General features: G+C 71.5%; 12 protein-coding genes. 3 read left to right on the plus strand and 9 right to left on the minus strand.

Annotation, left to right across the window (positions count from 1 at the left end; genetic code table 11):
• Nucleotides 1-36: 36 nt before the first annotated feature.
• The 8 genes from ACWGE1_RS12010 to ACWGE1_RS12045 all read right to left on the minus strand — a co-directional run bounded on the left by ACWGE1_RS12010 (nt 37) and on the right by ACWGE1_RS12045 (nt 10,609).
• Nucleotides 37-1,278, minus strand: a complete 1,242-nt coding sequence (locus ACWGE1_RS12010) for a GNAT family N-acetyltransferase (RefSeq protein ID WP_453420389.1) — start codon at nt 1,276-1,278, stop codon at nt 37-39.
• 100 nt (nt 1,279-1,378) lie between these two features.
• The gene (locus ACWGE1_RS12015) at nt 1,379-2,137 is read right to left on the minus strand and encodes a septum formation family protein (RefSeq protein ID WP_453420390.1); all 759 of its coding nucleotides are present in this window, start codon (nt 2,135-2,137) and stop codon (nt 1,379-1,381) included.
• Nucleotides 2,138-2,193: 56 nt separating this feature from the next.
• The gene (locus tag ACWGE1_RS12020; RefSeq protein ID WP_453420391.1) at nt 2,194-3,480 is read right to left on the minus strand and encodes a YncE family protein; all 1,287 of its coding nucleotides are present in this window, start codon (nt 3,478-3,480) and stop codon (nt 2,194-2,196) included.
• Nucleotides 3,481-3,620: 140 nt separating this feature from the next.
• Entirely contained in the window at nt 3,621-4,772 is a 1,152-nt protein-coding gene (locus tag ACWGE1_RS12025; RefSeq protein ID WP_453420392.1) for an XdhC family protein, read from the minus strand.
• A 142-nt stretch (nt 4,773-4,914) separates the two neighbouring features.
• Complete coding sequence (locus ACWGE1_RS12030; protein WP_453420393.1) at nt 4,915-6,378, minus strand: NCS2 family permease; 1,464 nt, start codon at nt 6,376-6,378, stop codon at nt 4,915-4,917.
• Nucleotides 6,379-6,699: 321 nt separating this feature from the next.
• A complete protein-coding gene (gene pucD / locus ACWGE1_RS12035; RefSeq protein ID WP_453420394.1) occupies nt 6,700-9,102 on the minus strand; it encodes a xanthine dehydrogenase subunit D in 2,403 nt (800 codons plus the stop codon).
• A 2-nt stretch (nt 9,103-9,104) separates the two neighbouring features.
• Nucleotides 9,105-9,710: a (2Fe-2S)-binding protein gene (locus ACWGE1_RS12040; RefSeq protein WP_383204574.1), complete on the minus strand. Its 606-nt coding sequence runs from the start codon at nt 9,708-9,710 to the stop codon at nt 9,105-9,107.
• A gap of 2 nt (nt 9,711-9,712) precedes the next feature.
• Nucleotides 9,713-10,609, minus strand: a complete 897-nt coding sequence (locus tag ACWGE1_RS12045) for an FAD binding domain-containing protein (RefSeq protein ID WP_030715117.1) — start codon at nt 10,607-10,609, stop codon at nt 9,713-9,715.
• Nucleotides 10,610-10,863: 254 nt separating this feature from the next.
• Between ACWGE1_RS12045 and ACWGE1_RS12050 the strand changes: the two genes are divergently transcribed.
• On the plus strand, nt 10,864-12,543 hold the full coding sequence (locus ACWGE1_RS12050; protein ID WP_453420395.1) for a PucR family transcriptional regulator: 1,680 nt from the start codon (nt 10,864-10,866) through the stop codon (nt 12,541-12,543).
• A gap of 166 nt (nt 12,544-12,709) precedes the next feature.
• On the plus strand, nt 12,710-13,507 hold the full coding sequence (locus ACWGE1_RS12055; protein WP_453420396.1) for a hypothetical protein: 798 nt from the start codon (nt 12,710-12,712) through the stop codon (nt 13,505-13,507).
• 76 nt (nt 13,508-13,583) lie between these two features.
• Here ACWGE1_RS12055 and ACWGE1_RS12060 read toward each other — a convergent pair whose 3' ends face one another.
• Nucleotides 13,584-14,249, minus strand: a complete 666-nt coding sequence (locus ACWGE1_RS12060; RefSeq protein ID WP_453420397.1) for a GntR family transcriptional regulator — start codon at nt 14,247-14,249, stop codon at nt 13,584-13,586.
• Nucleotides 14,250-14,388: 139 nt separating this feature from the next.
• On the opposite strand from ACWGE1_RS12060, the gene ACWGE1_RS12065 reads away from it, so the two are divergent.
• Nucleotides 14,389-15,249 (plus strand): (2Fe-2S)-binding protein, encoded by an 861-nt coding sequence (locus ACWGE1_RS12065; protein ID WP_453420398.1) that lies wholly within the window; start codon nt 14,389-14,391, stop codon nt 15,247-15,249.
• The last annotated feature ends 200 nt before the right edge of the window (nt 15,250-15,449 follow it).

Below are 15,449 nucleotides of genomic sequence, written 5' to 3' on the forward strand. Positions count from 1 at the left end.
GGCCCCGCCGCCCCGCCGCCACGGCTCCGCCGCCGGTCAGAACTCGTCGCTCGTGTGCGGCAGTACGGGCGTGCGCAGGGCCGCGTCCAGCGCCGCGGCAGCGCCGGGCGTGTGCTCCCGTACCAGTCCGGCCGCGACGAGCTCCTCGATCCGGGTCCCGCCGAGGTAGCAGGCGGCCAGCTCGCGTACGTCCAGGGCCAGGTCGGCGGCGGAGTCCGCGTGCTCGTACGTGGCCCCGCCCGGCCCCGCCTTGAGCCGGAACCGCCCGGCGTTGGCGGGCAGCCGTACGTCGTGCACCTCCAGCACCACCTCCACCGGCGCGGCCCAGGACCGCCCGGTCAGCGCAGCGCGTACGTCGACCAGCCGCAGCCAGAGCGCCGGGAACTGGGCGGTGACCCGCACCTGGTCCCGGTCCGCGGCGAAGTGCAGCAGCGGGTCGTCGGCCGGGCGGCCCCACGCGGTGACCTTGCCGGTGAGGTCGAGGGAGGCCACGCACTCCCACAGCGCGGCGGCGACCGCCGGGGTCTCGGCCTCCAGTTCGTCGACCCGGACCAGGCCCGGGACGCGGGATCGTCCGGCTCCGCCCCCGTCGTCCTCCGGCTTCGTGCGGTAGAGCACGTATCCGGCGACGGGCTCGCCCGCGTCCCCGAGGACGATGATCCGCGGCGGGCTCAGCTCCTCGTCCTCCTCGTCCTGTTCGGCCAGCCACTCCTCGCGCCACCGCTCCGCGCTGCGGGTGGGGCGGCCGGCCCGCCCGGCGCGGGCGGCCTCGTGGAAGGGCCCGATCACGGCGAGGGCCTCCTCCGGGTCGACGAGCCGCAGCGGGCGCCGGTCCGGGTCGATGCGCAGGGCCAGGGGGCGGGTGGAGTCGATCTCGATGGTGGCGCCGGTGGTGGCACTGCCGTAGCCGAAGCGGCCGTAGATGGCGGCCTCGGAGGCCCACAGGACGGCGAGCGGGCCGCCCGCGTCGGCGGTCCGCCGCAGCTGCTCGGTCATCAGTCCGGTGAGCACGCCGCGCCGGCGGTGGGTGGGGGCGACGCAGACGAAGGTGAGCCCGGGGCAGGGCAGGTCCGCCCCGGGCACCGAGAGCCGGAAGTCGTACGCGGCCATGAAGCCGACTAGGGTGGTGCCGTCGTAGGCGCCGATCCGGTCGCAACTCACGAGCAGCGCGTGGTGTTTCTCCCGGAGCTCCTTCTCGGGCCGGTCGTGGAAGACCAGGTACGCGAGCTCCAGAGCGCGGTCGATGTCGGACTCGGGTACGTCACGGATGTCCACCATGATCGCGAGGCTAATCGGTCATCGCGGACCGGTCACCTCATAATGGCCTGCTTTTCACATGTGGCCGGATTGCATGCCCGGCGCGGCCTGCGGGACGGGTTCAGGAGCCGGTGGCGCGGACCGAGCCGGTGCTGGGGCCGCTGGTGTCACCGAGGAAGCAGGTCACCTCGCGGTCGTCCGAGGACCAACCCTCGGAGGTCGGATAGTAGTAGTAGATCTGCATGGTCTCCGGGAGCTTCGCCTCGTCGCCCACGTAGTCGGTGAACTCCTTGCCGGCGCACCGCTTGTCGGCGATCACGGTGATCTTCTCCTTGCCCGGGTACGGCCCGTCCTGCAGGTCGAAGACGGCGTACGCCTCCGACTGGTGCGGCTCGGTGCAGGGCACGGTGTCCACCGAAGGAGGCGCCTCGCCTTCCACGTCCTCGGTCTTCAGTTCTTCCTCGGTGTCGAAGCAGTCGCCCACCTCGATGTCGGCCACGTCGCCGAAGACCGGGCCGGTGACCCGGCCACCGCTGTCGCGCTTCGACAGGGCGCCGGCGCCGTCCGCCGCTCCGAGGAGCCCGAGGGCCAGTACGACCACGAGCACCGCGCTGTGGACGGCGGCGGGCGCGAGCGCCGGGCCGCGGCCTCTGCGCCGCCGGTGACGGGCGGTGAGGGTGGCGCCGCCCAGGATCAGCGGGATCCTGCGGAGCGCCCGGCACATCGACAGGACGAGCGCCACGGCGGCGGACCGGCCCCGCCGGACGCCGTGCGACCGGTGGGGCCGCTCCGGCTGTCCGTACGGTCCCGGGCGCGGGTGCGGGTCCGGGTGCGGCCCGTGCCACGACGGTGGTTGCGGGGGTTGCGACAGTCTGGACATGCGCACAGCTCTCCTTGCACAGAGCGTGGGACGCGGCCGACCGGCCACTTCCCACGCTACCCCCCGGCGCGGGGCTCGTCCTGACGGGCGGCGGGACCGCTCCAGCCGGCCGGGACGTGGCCGATGCGGACGCGCTGCGGATGGTCCCCGACGGGGACGGAGACCCGCTTGGTGCCGGTGGCGAAGTCGATGGCCGTGACCCGGTCGGCGCCGCTCTCGGAGATCACGCAGGCGCTGCCGTCGCCGGAGACCGTGGCCCAGTACGGCTTGGCGGCCGGGACGAGCGGCCCCTCGGCCAGCGTGCTGCGGTCCACGACCGTCGCGTAGTCGTCCATGGTGCCCGCGATGCAGAGCTTGGCCCCGTCGGGGCTCATGGACATGCCGTGGTGGCGGGAGTCGTTGACCCAAGTGGTGCGGTCGGTGCTGGTGGCCGGGTTCATCGGGAGGGTCTTGAGGCGGGTGATCCGGTCGGAGGGCACGTCGTACTCGAGGAAGCCGTTGAAGAAGGACACCTGGAAGTAGAGCTTCGATTCGTCGGGGCTGAAGGACACGGGGCGGACGGCGTCGGACAGGTCCCGGCGGCCGAAGGCGTCCAGCCGCTCCCGCATGTCGATCACCCGGACCGTGCGGAAGGTCTGCGTGTCGACCACGGTGATCTTCCGGTCGCCCTTCGTCCAGTCCAGCCAGGGCGCGTCCAGCGCGGTGTTCACCTCGCCGATGGAGCTGTTCCACAGGAAGCGGCCGTCGCGGGTGAAGGTGTTCTCGTGCGGCTTGTCCCCGGTGCCGAAGGAGCCGACCTGCCGCCCGGTGGCGATGTCCAGGACGTGCACGGTGTTGGAGGTGGAGGCCGAGACGGCGACGCGGGTGCCGTCCGGGGAGACCGCCATGTGGTCGGACCGGTAACCGGACACCGGGAAGCGCCAGTTGATGCGTCCGGAGGCCACGTCGATGGAGACGACGTCGGCGAAGCTGGGGCGGGAGACGACGACCGCCGTGCCGTCCGGGGTGGTGAACATGTCGTCGACGAACTGGTCGTGCCCCTCACCGGCGCTCTCCCGGATGCCGAGGAAGAAGGCGAGCTTCACCGGGTTGAGGTGGATCTCGCGCAGCCGCTCCGCCTTGTCCGGGATCACGTTGATCCGGCCGACCCTGGCGAGATCGCCGGTGGAGGCGAGGACGTCGGCGGTCCCCTCCCAGTTGTTCCCGACGAAGAGCACCTCGCGCAGGCCGTCGCCCGGTCCGCCGCCGGTACCGCCACCCGGACCGGCCGGCGGGGCCGGCGCCATGGCGGTGAGCAGGGTGGCCGCGGCCAGCAGGCCCAGGGTTCTCAACGTTCGCAACATCCGCTCAACTCCGCTACGGGGAAGGGATGGAGAGAGTGCCTCCTATTACCGGCGGGTAAGATAGGGGGAACACCGAAAGGGCGCAACCCCCACGGGGTCGCGCCCTTTTCTCACGTTCGTCGGCGTGGGCCGTCACGCCTTCAAGCGACGGAACCGATCCTGTCGATCGTCGTGTTCGAGACGTCCGGGTGGATCGGGATGTGCGCGCCGGTCAGGGCCGCGCCGGTGCCGCCGCGGCGGTTCGCGACGATCTCGGCGGCGATGGACAGGGCGGTCTCCTCCGGCGAGCGGGCGCCGAGGTCCAGGCCGATCGGGGAGCGCAGCCGGGCCAGGTCGAGCTCGGTCACGCCGACCTCGCGCAGCCGCTTGTTGCGGTCCTCGTGGGTGCGGCGGGAGCCCATGGCACCGACATAGGCGACGGGAAGCCTGAGGGCCAGTTCGAGGAGCGGGACATCGAACTTGGCGTCGTGGGTGAGCACGCACAGGACGGTCCGGCCGTCCACATCGGTGTTCTCCAGGTAGCGGTGCGGCCAGTCGACGACGATCTCGTCCGCCTCGGGGAAGCGGTTCTTGGTCGCGAACACGGGCCGCGCGTCGCACACCGTCACCCGGTAGCCGAGGAACTTGCCGATCCGCACGAGGGCCGAGGCGAAGTCGATGGCGCCGAAGACGATCATCCGCGGGGGCGGGACGCTGGACTCGACCAGCACCTGCAGCGGCTCTCCGCAGAGCCTGCCGTCGGCGCCGATCTCCAGCACGCCGGTCCGGCCCGCGTCGAGCATGGCGCGGGCCTCCTCGGCGACGGTGCGGTCCAGCTCGGGGTGTCCGCCGAAGCCGCCCTGGTGGGCTCCTTCGGTACGGACGAACACGGCGCGGCCCATCAGCTCGGCCGGGCCCTGCGCGATCCGGGCCACCGCCGCGGCCTCGCCGCGGGCCGCGGCGGCCAGGCCGGCCGCGAACACCTCCCGTGCGGGAGAGCCCACGCGGACCGGGGTGACCAGGATGTCGATGATTCCGCCGCAGGTCAGACCCACGGCGAAGGCATCGTCGTCGCTGTACCCGAAGCGCTCCTGAACGGTCTCGCCGTCCTCCAGCGCCTGCAGGCACAGCTCGTACACCGCACCCTCCACGCATCCCCCGGAGACCGAGCCGATGGCCGTGCCCTCGCTGTCGACGGCGAGTGCGGCCCCGGGCTGCCGGGGCGCGCTCCCGCCGACCGCCACGACGGTGGCTACGGCGAAGTCACGTCCCTGCTCGACCCACCGGTTCAGCTCTTCGGCGATGTCCAGCATGGGGGGCCTCCTCGGAGAGGTTCGGTTCCAGTATCGGATACGTGAAGGGTGCGGTTCTTGACGATCAGGTCGATCAGGTCGACCAGGCCGGTCGGATCAGTCGGATCGGCCGGGCCGATCGGAGCGATCCGACCGGGCCGGATCAGCCGACCCCGAGCCAGCCCTCGATCGGGTGCAGGGCGAAGAACACCACGAAGATCGCGGTCAGCGCCCACATGAAGCCGCCGATCTCCCGGGCCTTGCCCTGAGCGATCTTGATGGCGACGTAGGAGATGACACCGGCGGCGACGCCGGCCGTGATCGAGTACGTGAACGGCATGATCACGACGGTCAGGAAGACCGGGATCGCGGTCGCGCTGTCGGACCAGTCCACGTGGCGGGCGTTCTGCATCATCATCGCGCCGATGACGACCAGGGCCGCGGAGGCGACCTCACCCGGGACGATCTGCGTGATCGGGGTGAAGAAGAGGCAGGCGGCGAAGAACAGGCCGGTGACGACGGAGGCGAGACCCGTACGGGCACCCTCGCCGACGCCGGTCGCGGACTCGACGAACACGGTCTGACCGGAACCACCCGAGATGCCGCCGATGGCGCCACCGGCACCGTCGATGAAGAGCGCCTTGGACAGGCCCGGCATGCGGCCCTTGTCGTCGGCGAGCTTGGCCTCGGTACCGACGCCGATGATGGTGGCCATCGCGTCGAAGAAGCCGGCCAGCACCAGGGTGAAGACGATCATGCCGACCGTCATGTAGCCGACGTCGCCCCAGCCGCCGAACGAGACGTCGCCGAAGAGCGAGAAGTCCGGAGTCGAGATCGCGGAGCCGCTGAGCTCCGGCGGGCCGCTCTTCCATGCCTTCGGGTCGATGTCGACCACGGCGTTGACGATGGCCGCCAGGACGGTACCGCCGACGATGCCGATCAGGATCGCGCCGGGAACCTTGCGGGCCTGCAGCATGAAGATGGTGAGCAGGGTGACGCAGAAGATCAGGACGGGCCAGCCGGCGAGTTCACCGACGGCGCCGAGCTGCACGGGCGGGCCGAATTCCGGACCCCGGCCGACGAAGCCGGCCTTCACCAGACCGATGAGGGCGACGAACATGCCGATGCCCATGGTGATCGCGTGCTTGAGCGCGAGGGGGATCGCGTTCATGATCATCTCTCGGAGGCCGGTGACGACCAGGAGACAGATCACGACACCGTAGACCACACACATGCCCATGGCCTGCGGCCAGGTCATCTGGGGGGCCACCTGCGAGGCCAGCACGCCGGACACGGAGAGACCGGCGGCGAGGGCGAGCGGCACCTTGCCGACGAAGCCCATGAGGAGCGTCGTGACGGCGGCGGCGAACGCGGTGGCGGTGATGATCGCCGAGGCTTCCATCGTGGTGCCGGCGACGTCCTTGCCCGAGAGGAGCAGGGGGTTGAGCAGGAGGATGTACGCCATCGCCATGAAGGTCGTGATACCGCCACGAACCTCATTGCCGACGTTGGAGCCTCTGTGCGTTATGTGAAAGTAGCGGTCGAGCCAGGACCTTCCCGCGGGGGGCTGGGAGCCGTCGCCGGCTTCCTCCGCGGTGGTCTTGGGCTCTACTGACGATTGGGTCATGGTGCCTAACTCCCAAGGTTCAAAGGGGCACCCGCTTGGAGATTGGAGATGCGGGATTTGGGATGCTGCGTTTGGCTGCACGACCCGGGGTGACGGCCCGAGGCGACGCGAATGTTCACTGCGTGTACTGCGGGTAGTGCGGGGGTGACCGCTGGTACTACGGGGGTTCTTGCAGGGGTACTGCCAGGTGAAGGGACCGCGAGCGGTGCGGTGCTTCGTATGTCCTCCGGGCGGTGCGCGGTGAAGTGTGACGTTCCCATGCACACCGCCCGGAGAGTCTGAGGGGGTCCGAGGGCCTCGCGGCCCCCGGACCACGCCGTCCTAGAGGGTCCCGGTGAGGGCTTCCGGACGGATCGGCGTCTTGTTGATCTCAAGACCCGTCGCCTGCCGGATCGCCGCGATGACGGCCGGGGTGGACGAGAGGGTCGGGGCCTCGCCCATACCGCGCAGGCCGTAGGGGGCCTTCGGGTCGGCGAGCTCCAGGACGTCGACCGGGATGGTCGGGGTGTCGAGGATGGTCGGGATCAGGTAGTCCGTGAAGGAGGGGTTGCGCACCTTCGCGGTCTTCGGGTCCACGATGATCTCTTCCATGATCGCGACGCCGAGACCCTGGGTGGTACCACCCTGGATCTGGCCGACCACGGAAAGCATGTTGAGGGCCTTGCCGACGTCCTGCGCGGTCGCCAGCTCGACGACCTTGACCAGGCCGAGCTCGGTGTCCACCTCGACGACCGCGCGGTGCGCGGCGAAGGTGTACTGGACGTGGCCGTTGCCCTGGCCGGTGACCAGGTCGAAGGGCTCGGTCGCCGCGTGACGGAACTCGAGCTCGAGGTCGATGGCCTCGTCCCCGAGGATGTCGGCGATGTCCGCGAGGACCTCGCCGCCGTCGGTGACGACCTTGCCGCCCTCGAGGAGCAGCTCGGCCGTGGCCCACGCCGGGTGGTACGAGCCGTTCTTGCGGCGGCCGATCTCCAGGAGGGCCTCGCGGACGGCCTCGCAGGTGTTCTTCACGGCGCCACCGGTCATGTACGTCTGCCGGGAGGCGGACGTGGAACCGGCGGAGCCGACCTGCGTGTCGGCCGGGTGGATGGTCACCTGCGTGACGCCCAGCTCGGTACGGGCGATCTGCGTGTGGACGGTGATGCCGCCCTGGCCGACCTCCGCCATGGCCGTGTGGACCATCGCGACGGGCTCGCCGTTGATGACCTCGAGCCGCACGCGGGCGGTCGAGTAGTCGTCGAAGCCCTCGGAGAAGCCGACGTTCTTGATGCCGACCGCGTAGCCGACGCCGCGGACGACGCCCTCACCGTGGGTGGTGTTCGACAGACCGCCGGGCAGCGCGCGGACGTCCGCGCTCTCACCGGCGCTCTCCCACTGGCGCTCCGGCGGCAGCGGGCGGGCCTTGACCCGGCGCAGCAGCTCGGCGACCGGCGCCGGGGCGTCCACGACCTGGCCGGTCGGCATGACCGTGCCCATCTCCATGGCGTTCAGCTGGCGGAACTCGACCGGGTCCATGCCCAGCTTCGCCGCGAGCTTGTCCATCTGGGCCTCGTAGGCGAAGCAGGCCTGGACGGCGCCGAATCCGCGCATCGCGCCGCACGGCGGGTTGTTCGTGTAGAGCGCGATCGCCTCGATGTCCACGTCCTCCAGGACGTAGGGACCCACCGAGAGGGAGGAGGCGTTGCCCACGACCGCCGGGGAGGCGGACGCGTACGCGCCGCCGTCCAGGACGATCTTGCACTTCATGTGCGTGAGCTTGCCGTCCTTGGTGGCGCCGTGCTCGTAGTACAGCTTCGCCGGGTGACGGTGCACGTGGCCGAAGAAGGACTCGAACCGGTTGTAGACGATCTTGACCGGCTTGTTCGTGGCGAGGGCCAGGAGGCAGGCGTGGATCTGCATGGAGATGTCCTCGCGGCCACCGAAGGCACCGCCGACGCCCGAGAGCGTCATGCGGACCTTCTCCGGCGGCAGGCCCAGGACCGGGGCGATCTGCTGGAGGTCCGAGTGCAGCCACTGGGTGGCGACGTACAGCTCGACACCGCCGTCCTCGGACGGCACGGCCAGGCCGGACTCCGGGCCGAGGAAGGCCTGGTCCTGCATGCCGAAGGTGTACTCGCCCTCGACGATGACGTCGGCGCGCTTGCGGGCCTCTTCCACGTTGCCGCGGATGATCGGCTGGCGGTGCACGATGTTCGGGTGCGGGACGTGACCGATGTGGTGGTCGTCGCGGCCCTCGTGGATCAGCGGCGCGTCGGGGGCGAGGGCGGAGGCCTCGTCGGTGACGAGCGGCAGCTCGCGGTAGTCGATCTTGATCTTGGCGGCCGCGCGGCGGGCGGTCTCCGGGTGGTCGGCGGCCACGAGGGCGACCGGCTCACCGTGGTGACGCACCCGGCCGTTGGCGAGAACCGGGGTGTCCTGGATCTCGAGGCCGTAGTTCTTCATCTCGGCCGGCAGGTCGTCGTACGTCAGCACCGAGTAGACGCCGGGCATGGCGAGCGCCTCGGAGATGTCGATGGAGACGATCTCGGCGTGGGCGACGGTGCTGCGCAGGGTCTGGCCCCAGAGCATGTCCTCGTGCCACATGTCCGAGGAGTACGCGAACTCGCCGGTGACCTTGAGGGTGCCGTCCGGGCGGAGAATCGATTCGCCGATGCCGCCCTTGTTGTGCTTCTGGGTGACGTTCGTCGGCGTACCGGCGGGCACGGTGCGGGTGTTCTGAGCCATGGTCAGACCGCCTCTCCCTGACGGGCGGCCGCGAGGCGGACCGCGTCGAGGATCTTCTCGTAGCCCGTGCAGCGGCAGAGGTTGCCGGACAGGGCCTCACGGATGTCCTGGTCGGACGGGGAGGAGTTCTCCTCCAGGAGCGCGTCCGCCTGGATGAGCAGACCCGGGGTGCAGAAACCGCACTGCACGGCGCCCGCGTCGATGAACGCCTGCTGAATGTTGGAGAGCGGGGTGCCCTCGCCGGTCTGCGAGTCGCCCGGCTTGGCCTGCCACTGCTTGGCCGCGTCCAGGGACACGCCCTTGCTGCCGCAGCCGCCGCCGGTGCCGCAGGCACCGCCGTGGCCGTGCTCGTCACGCTGCTTGGAGAAGTCCGCCAGACCCTCGACGGTCACGACGTCGCGACCCTCGACCTGGCCGGCCGCCACGAGACAGGAACAGACCGGTACGCCGTCGAGGCGGACGGTGCAGGAACCGCACTCGCCCTGCTCACAGGCGTTCTTCGAACCCGGCAGGCCCAGGCGCTCGCGCAGGACGTAGAGAAGGGACTCGCCCTCCCACACGTCGTCGGCTTCCTGCTGACGGCCGTTGACAGTGAAATTGACGCGCATGATTACGCAGCCCCTTCAAGCGAGCGGCCGTTGCCGGTACCGCGGTACTGCTCCCAGGTCCAGACGAGCTGGCGGCGAGCCATGATGCCGACCGCGTGACGGCGGTACTTCGCCGTGCCGCGGACGTCGTCGATCGGGTTGGCCGCGCCGGAGGCGAGGTCACCGAACTGCTTGGCGATCGACGGGGTGATGACCTTGCCCGACTCCCAGAAGCCGCCCTCTTCGAGCGCGGCGTTCAGGAACTCCTCGGCGGCCTTCGCCCGGATCGGGGTCGGCGCGGCCGAACCGATGCCGGTGCGGACCGTGCGGGTCTCGGGGTGCAGCGCCAGACCGAACGCGCAGACCGCGATGACCATCGCGTTGCGGGAGCCGACCTTGGAGTACTGCTGGGGGCCGTCCGCCTTCTTGACGTGGACGGTCTTGATGAGCTCGTCGGCGGCGAGCGCGTTGCGCTTGACGCCGGTGTAGAACTCGTCGATCGGGATCAGGCGGGAGCCGCGTACGGACTCCACCTCGACCTCGGCACCCGCCGCGAGCAGCGCGGGGTGGGAGTCACCGGCCGGCGAGGCGCAACCGAGGTTGCCGCCGACGCCACCGCGGTTACGGATCTGCGGGGACGCGACCGTGTGCGAGGCGAGCGCGAGTCCCGGAAGCTCCGTACGGAGGTTCTCCATGATCTGCGTGTACGGGACGGAGGCGCCCAGGCGAACCACATCCTCGCCGACCTCCCACTCCCGCAGGAGACCGATGCGGTTCAGGTCCAGGAGGTACTCCGGCCGACGGTGGTCGAAGTTGATCTCGACCATCACGTCGGTGCCACCCGCAATCGGCACAGCTGAGGGGAACTCGGCCTTAGCGGCGAGCGCCTCCTCCCAGCTGGCGGGGCGAAGGAAGTCCATGAGCGGCTCTCTTCTTCTTCATCGTGTCGTTTACTTCAAGCCAGGAGGCCCAAGAGCCCTCGACTGGTCGTTCACGTGCTGTTAACGCGGTGTGGACCCAGTACACAAGCCGCCCGTCCCTCGGGTGCAGTCACCGAAACCATGAAGGAGTTGGCTGACGGCCTCCCTCGTCTTGTAGATTCGTATGAAAGGCAGGATGCGACGACCTGCCCGATTTCCAACGGCAACATTCGAGACAGATCGGCGGCGACATCATGCGGCTGCGCGCACTGCTGGAAACCGAGGCGCTGGGGCTGCGGCTGCTCGGCGGCGAGGGTGAACTCGACCGGACGGTCCGCGGGGTCATGACGACCGATCTGCGGGATCCCAGCCGGTACCTGTCGGGGGGTGAACTGGTCCTCACCGGCCTGGCCTGGAGACGAAATTCAGCCGACTCCGAGCCATTCGTACGAATCCTGGCGAGCGCGGGCGTCGCCGGGCTCGCGGCGGGCGAGGCGGAGCTGGGAGCCATCCCGGACGATCTCGTTTCGGCCTGTGTGCGCAACCGGCTGCCGCTGTTCGCCGTGAACGAGGACGTTGCATTCGCCACCATCACGGAGTACGTCGTCCGGCAGGTCTCGGGGGAGCGCGCCGGGGACCTCGCGGCCGTCGTGGACCGCCACCGCCGTCTGATGACCTCGGGTCCGGCCGGCGGCGGCCCCGACGTGGTGCTCGATCTGCTCACCACCGACCTCGATCTCCGGGCCTGGGTGCTCTCCCCCACCGGCCGGCAGATCGCCGGGGCGGGCGAGCCGCTGGCGCCGGGCGTGTGCGCAGCACTGGCGAGCGAGCACCTCGCGGCGGTCCGGACGGGCCGCAGGGGGCCGCACCGGATCTCCATCCAGGGTATTACCTACTCCCTCTTCCCGATCAGGGGACACGGTCGCGGCGCCGCAGGTCCGGCCGCCCGCGACGTGCGCGAGACGGTGCTCTCCGACTGGCTGCTGGCCGTCGAGGCGGACGCCGGCGACTGGCCCGCCGAGCGCCTGGACCTGCTCCAGGGCGTCACCCAGCTGATCGCCGTGGAACGGGACCGGCGCGACGCGGCCCGCACGGTGCGCCGCCGCCTGGCGCAGGAGGTCCTGGAACTGGTCCAGACGGGTGCCCCGCCCGCCGAGATCGCCGCCCGCCTGCGGGTGGCGGCCCCGGTGCTGCTGCCCGGACTGGGCGCCGCCCCGCACTGGCAGGTCGTCGTGGCCCGGGTGGACTGGGAGGGCGGGGACATCCCCGGCGGCCCGGTGGCCCAGTCGCTGCTGGAGGAGATCCTCGTCGACCCGTCGATCTCGGGGCCCGAGCCCTCGGACCGGATCGCCGTGGCCCATGCGGGTGACGAGGCCATCGCCCTGGTCCCGCTGCCCTCGCTCGCCGGGGACGCCGGGGAGGACAAGGGCCCGGACTCCGCCCTGCACGCCGACGAGCTGCTCGCGGCCGTACGGGACCCCCTCGCCGCCGGCCTGGCCGACGACGGCCGGCTCACGCTGGGCGTCAGCGCGGCCGTGCACTCCGCCGAGGGGCTGCGCGGGGCACTGGAGGAGGCCCGGCACGCCCGCCGGGTGGCCGCGGCGCGCCCGGGCCGGGTCTGCGCGGCCGGCCACCACGAGCTGGCCTCGCACGTGCTGCTGCTGCCGTTCGTCCCGGACGACGTCCGCCGCGCCTTCACGGCCCGGCTGCTGGACCCGCTGCGGGACTACGACCGGCGCCACCGCGCGGAGCTCATCCCGACGCTGGAGGCCTTCCTGGACTGCGACGGTTCCTGGACCCGCTGTGCGACGCGCCTGCACCTGCACGTCAACACGCTGCGCTACCGCGTCGGGCGAATCGAGCAGTTGACGGGGCGGGACCTGTCCCGGCTGGAGGACAAGCTCGACTTCTTCCTGGCACTGCGGATGAGCTGAGCAGATCCGCCCCGCGGCCGCCCGGCCCCGGCCACGGGGCGCCTGATGATCCGTCCGGACTTTGTGAAAGAGTTCACCCAACCCCTTGGCCGATGCCTCCGATCCGTGCTCTCATTTCGCCCCAGGGCTCAACGATGTGCTGCTTGCTTGCTTTGGGGAGGGCAATGTGGCGGATACCGCCATGTCGGGTGCCGGAACAACCGGGGGAGACGACCCCCTCCAGCGGGCGATATGGCGGCTGCGCTCGCGCGGCTGTTGGACCGATGCGGCGGCGCTGCTGACGCCGCACGTCGGCAGGGCCGGCAGTGCCGGCGCGGCCGTGCAGCGGACCGCGCTGCTGGTGGAGCGGTGCCTGTTCACCGGCCAGGGCTGGGCCGAGGCCGAGGACGCGCTGCGGATCGCCGAGGCACTGGCCCAGGACGACGACGACCGGGGCGCGGCCGCGTGCGAACGGGGCCAGCTGGCGTACGCCGCCACCGTGCTCGGTGTGCGTGACCGGGCCGACGAGGCCCGCTCGGCGCTCGGCCGGGCCGCGGCCCTGCTGTCCCCGGGCTCCCGCACCCGCCCGCTGCTGGACTTCCGGCGCGGGCTCGTCGCCGAGCACCTGGCGGACGCCCCGCAGTCGGCCCGGCCGGCCTACCACCGGGCCCACGCGGGGGCCGAGGCGCACGGGGACACCCTGCTGCTGTCCTTCACCTGGCGGCACCTGGCCGCGCTGGCCCTGCGGGACGGGGAGGTGGCCGAGGCCCGCAAGGGCTTCGCGGAGTCCCTGCGCATCCGGGAGGACCTGGGCTTCCTGATCGGCACGGCGCCGGCGCTGGCGGCGCTGGCCGAGGCCGAACCGGAACCGGAGGCCACCCGGCTGCGCGCGGAGGCCCGCCGACTGTTCCACCTGCTGGGCGGCATCCCCACCTGGCTGGCGGACCAGCTCCACCCGACCGACTCCAGCCCCGCCGGCGTTTGAGGCGCGGGCCCGGGGCGGAGCCCCGATCCTGAGCCTCACCGGCGATTGAGGCGCGGGGCCCGGGGCAGCGCCCCGGTCAGGCGGTCGAGCCCGCGAAGTGTTCGCGGACCAGGGACTCCACCACCGGGAGGTCCCGGGCGATCAGCGCCTCCAGCAGTGCCGAGTGTTCCGCCGCGTCGGCGACGAGGTCGGCCCGGCGGACCCGCGCAGCGCCCGGCAGGGGCCACTGGGCGCGGCGGTGGAGCTCCTCCGCCACCTGCACCAGCTGGTCGTTGCCGGCCAGCCGCAGCACGGCCCGGTGGAAGTCCCGGTCCGCCTGCGCGTACCCCGGCAGGTCACCGGCGGCCGCCGCCTCGGCCGTGGCGGCCGCGGCCGGGCGCAGGGCCTCCCACGTCTCCGCGGGCACCGTGCGGGCCAGCCGGAGCATCACGGGGACCTCGAGCAGTGCCCGCACCTCGGCCAGCTCGGCGCGTTCCCGCGGGGTGCGGGACAGCACGCGGAACCCGCGGTTCGGGAGGCATTCCACCGCCCCCTCCACGGCCAGCTGCTGCATCGCCTCGCGCACGGGGGTGGCGGAGACCCCGAAGCGCTCCCCCAGGGCCGGGCCGGAGTAGATCTCGCCCGGCACCAGCTCTCCGTCGACCAGGGCCGCGCGCAGCGCGTCGAGCACCTGGCCGCGCACCGAATGGCGCAACACCTTCTGCCTTTGTGCCGGTACCCGGGCGTGGGCCGTTTCGTGCACTCGGTCCTCCTGCGGGTTCTCGACCTGTTCCGAGAATAGGCGACGGCTCGCGCCGGGAGGGGGTGCAGATCGATCCACATCAGGTAAGGTAAGGCTAACCTGTTAACGATCGTGTGATTCTGTGATTCGGTGGCCCGCCATGACCGTCACGACCCTCCCGGCCGTCACATCCGCCCCGCCCGGCTCTGCGGTGGCGGATGCGTTCGCCCGGCTGGCCGAGGCGTACGGCGGACTGCGGGTGATCGAGCGAACCGCGCACGAACCCGTCCCTCGCGGTGTGGGCTGGGTGGGCGCGGACGAGCTCGCGGCCGGCGGGCCGGCCCTGGACGCCTTCCTCGCCTGGGACAACGCCCAGGTCCTGAGGGACTACGGGACCCAGGCCCGCCCCGATGTGATCGCGGGCTTCGGGCTGCACCGGTACGCGTGGCCGGCCTGCCTGCTGATCACCCTGCCGTGGTTCCTGCACCGGCGGGTCCCCCGGCTCCCGGTCGACCGGGTCGCTTTCCACCGGACCCTCGGCCGGATGTCCGTGCACGTCGGGGAATTCGCCTGCCTGCCCGACGATCCGGCGGCCGCACTCCCGGGGGCCCGTGTCGTGCCCGACGAGGAGGCGCTGCGCGACGAGGTGCGGGCCGCGGTGGCCCAGCACCTCGGACCGCTGCTGGAAGGTTTCGGCCCGCGGATGCGGCGCGGCCGCCGCGCCCTGTGGGGGATGGTGACCGACGAGGTCGTGGAGAGCCTCTGGTACGTCGGCAACCTGCTCGGCGAGGAGCAGCGGGCCATGGCCGAGCTGGAGGCCCTGCTGCCCGGCTCGACCGCCCCGTACACCGGGGGCGCGGGCTTCCGTACGCTCACCGGGCCCGCCGGCGAGGAGCTGCCCACCCGGGACCGGGCCGGCTGCTGCTTCTTCTACACCATCCGCCCCGAGGACACCTGCGTCACCTGTCCCCGTACCTGTGACGCCGACCGGATCGCCCGCCTCGCGGCGACCGCCGCCTGAACCCACCCCGTACGACTGACTGTAATCGAACACAACTCTGGCCACACTGACGCCAGTTCGAGCCACAACACCCTATCCGGCGGGCCCCGCCCCCCGATGGCGTCCACTTGCCCCGAAACCCGCGTGAACGGCTGACCACCTGCGCCACTATGGCGCCCGGAAAGCCGCACGGCCGCATACGCGAGGCAAGGGACATCCGC

The sequence above is a fragment of the Streptomyces sp. NPDC054932 genome (genome assembly GCF_053610205.1).

Excerpts from the sequence above, each read along its gene's own strand:
- ACWGE1_RS12040 (WP_383204574.1), bottom strand. The coding sequence starts at position 9,710 with ATGCGCGTCAATTTCACTGTCAACGGCCGTCAGCAGGAAGCCGACGAC.
- pucD (WP_453420394.1), bottom strand. The coding sequence starts at position 9,102 with ATGGCTCAGAACACCCGCACCGTGCCCGCCGGTACGCCGACGAACGTC.
- ACWGE1_RS12030 (WP_453420393.1), bottom strand. The coding sequence starts at position 6,378 with ATGACCCAATCGTCAGTAGAGCCCAAGACCACCGCGGAGGAAGCCGGC.
- ACWGE1_RS12045 (WP_030715117.1), bottom strand. The coding sequence starts at position 10,609 with ATGGACTTCCTTCGCCCCGCCAGCTGGGAGGAGGCGCTCGCCGCTAAG.
- ACWGE1_RS12065 (WP_453420398.1), top strand. The coding sequence starts at position 14,389 with ATGACCGTCACGACCCTCCCGGCCGTCACATCCGCCCCGCCCGGCTCT.
- ACWGE1_RS12020 (WP_453420391.1), bottom strand. The coding sequence starts at position 3,480 with ATGTTGCGAACGTTGAGAACCCTGGGCCTGCTGGCCGCGGCCACCCTG.
- ACWGE1_RS12010 (WP_453420389.1), bottom strand. The coding sequence starts at position 1,278 with ATGGTGGACATCCGTGACGTACCCGAGTCCGACATCGACCGCGCTCTG.
- ACWGE1_RS12025 (WP_453420392.1), bottom strand. The coding sequence starts at position 4,772 with ATGCTGGACATCGCCGAAGAGCTGAACCGGTGGGTCGAGCAGGGACGT.
- ACWGE1_RS12050 (WP_453420395.1), top strand. The coding sequence starts at position 10,864 with ATGCGGCTGCGCGCACTGCTGGAAACCGAGGCGCTGGGGCTGCGGCTG.
- ACWGE1_RS12015 (WP_453420390.1), bottom strand. The coding sequence starts at position 2,137 with ATGTCCAGACTGTCGCAACCCCCGCAACCACCGTCGTGGCACGGGCCG.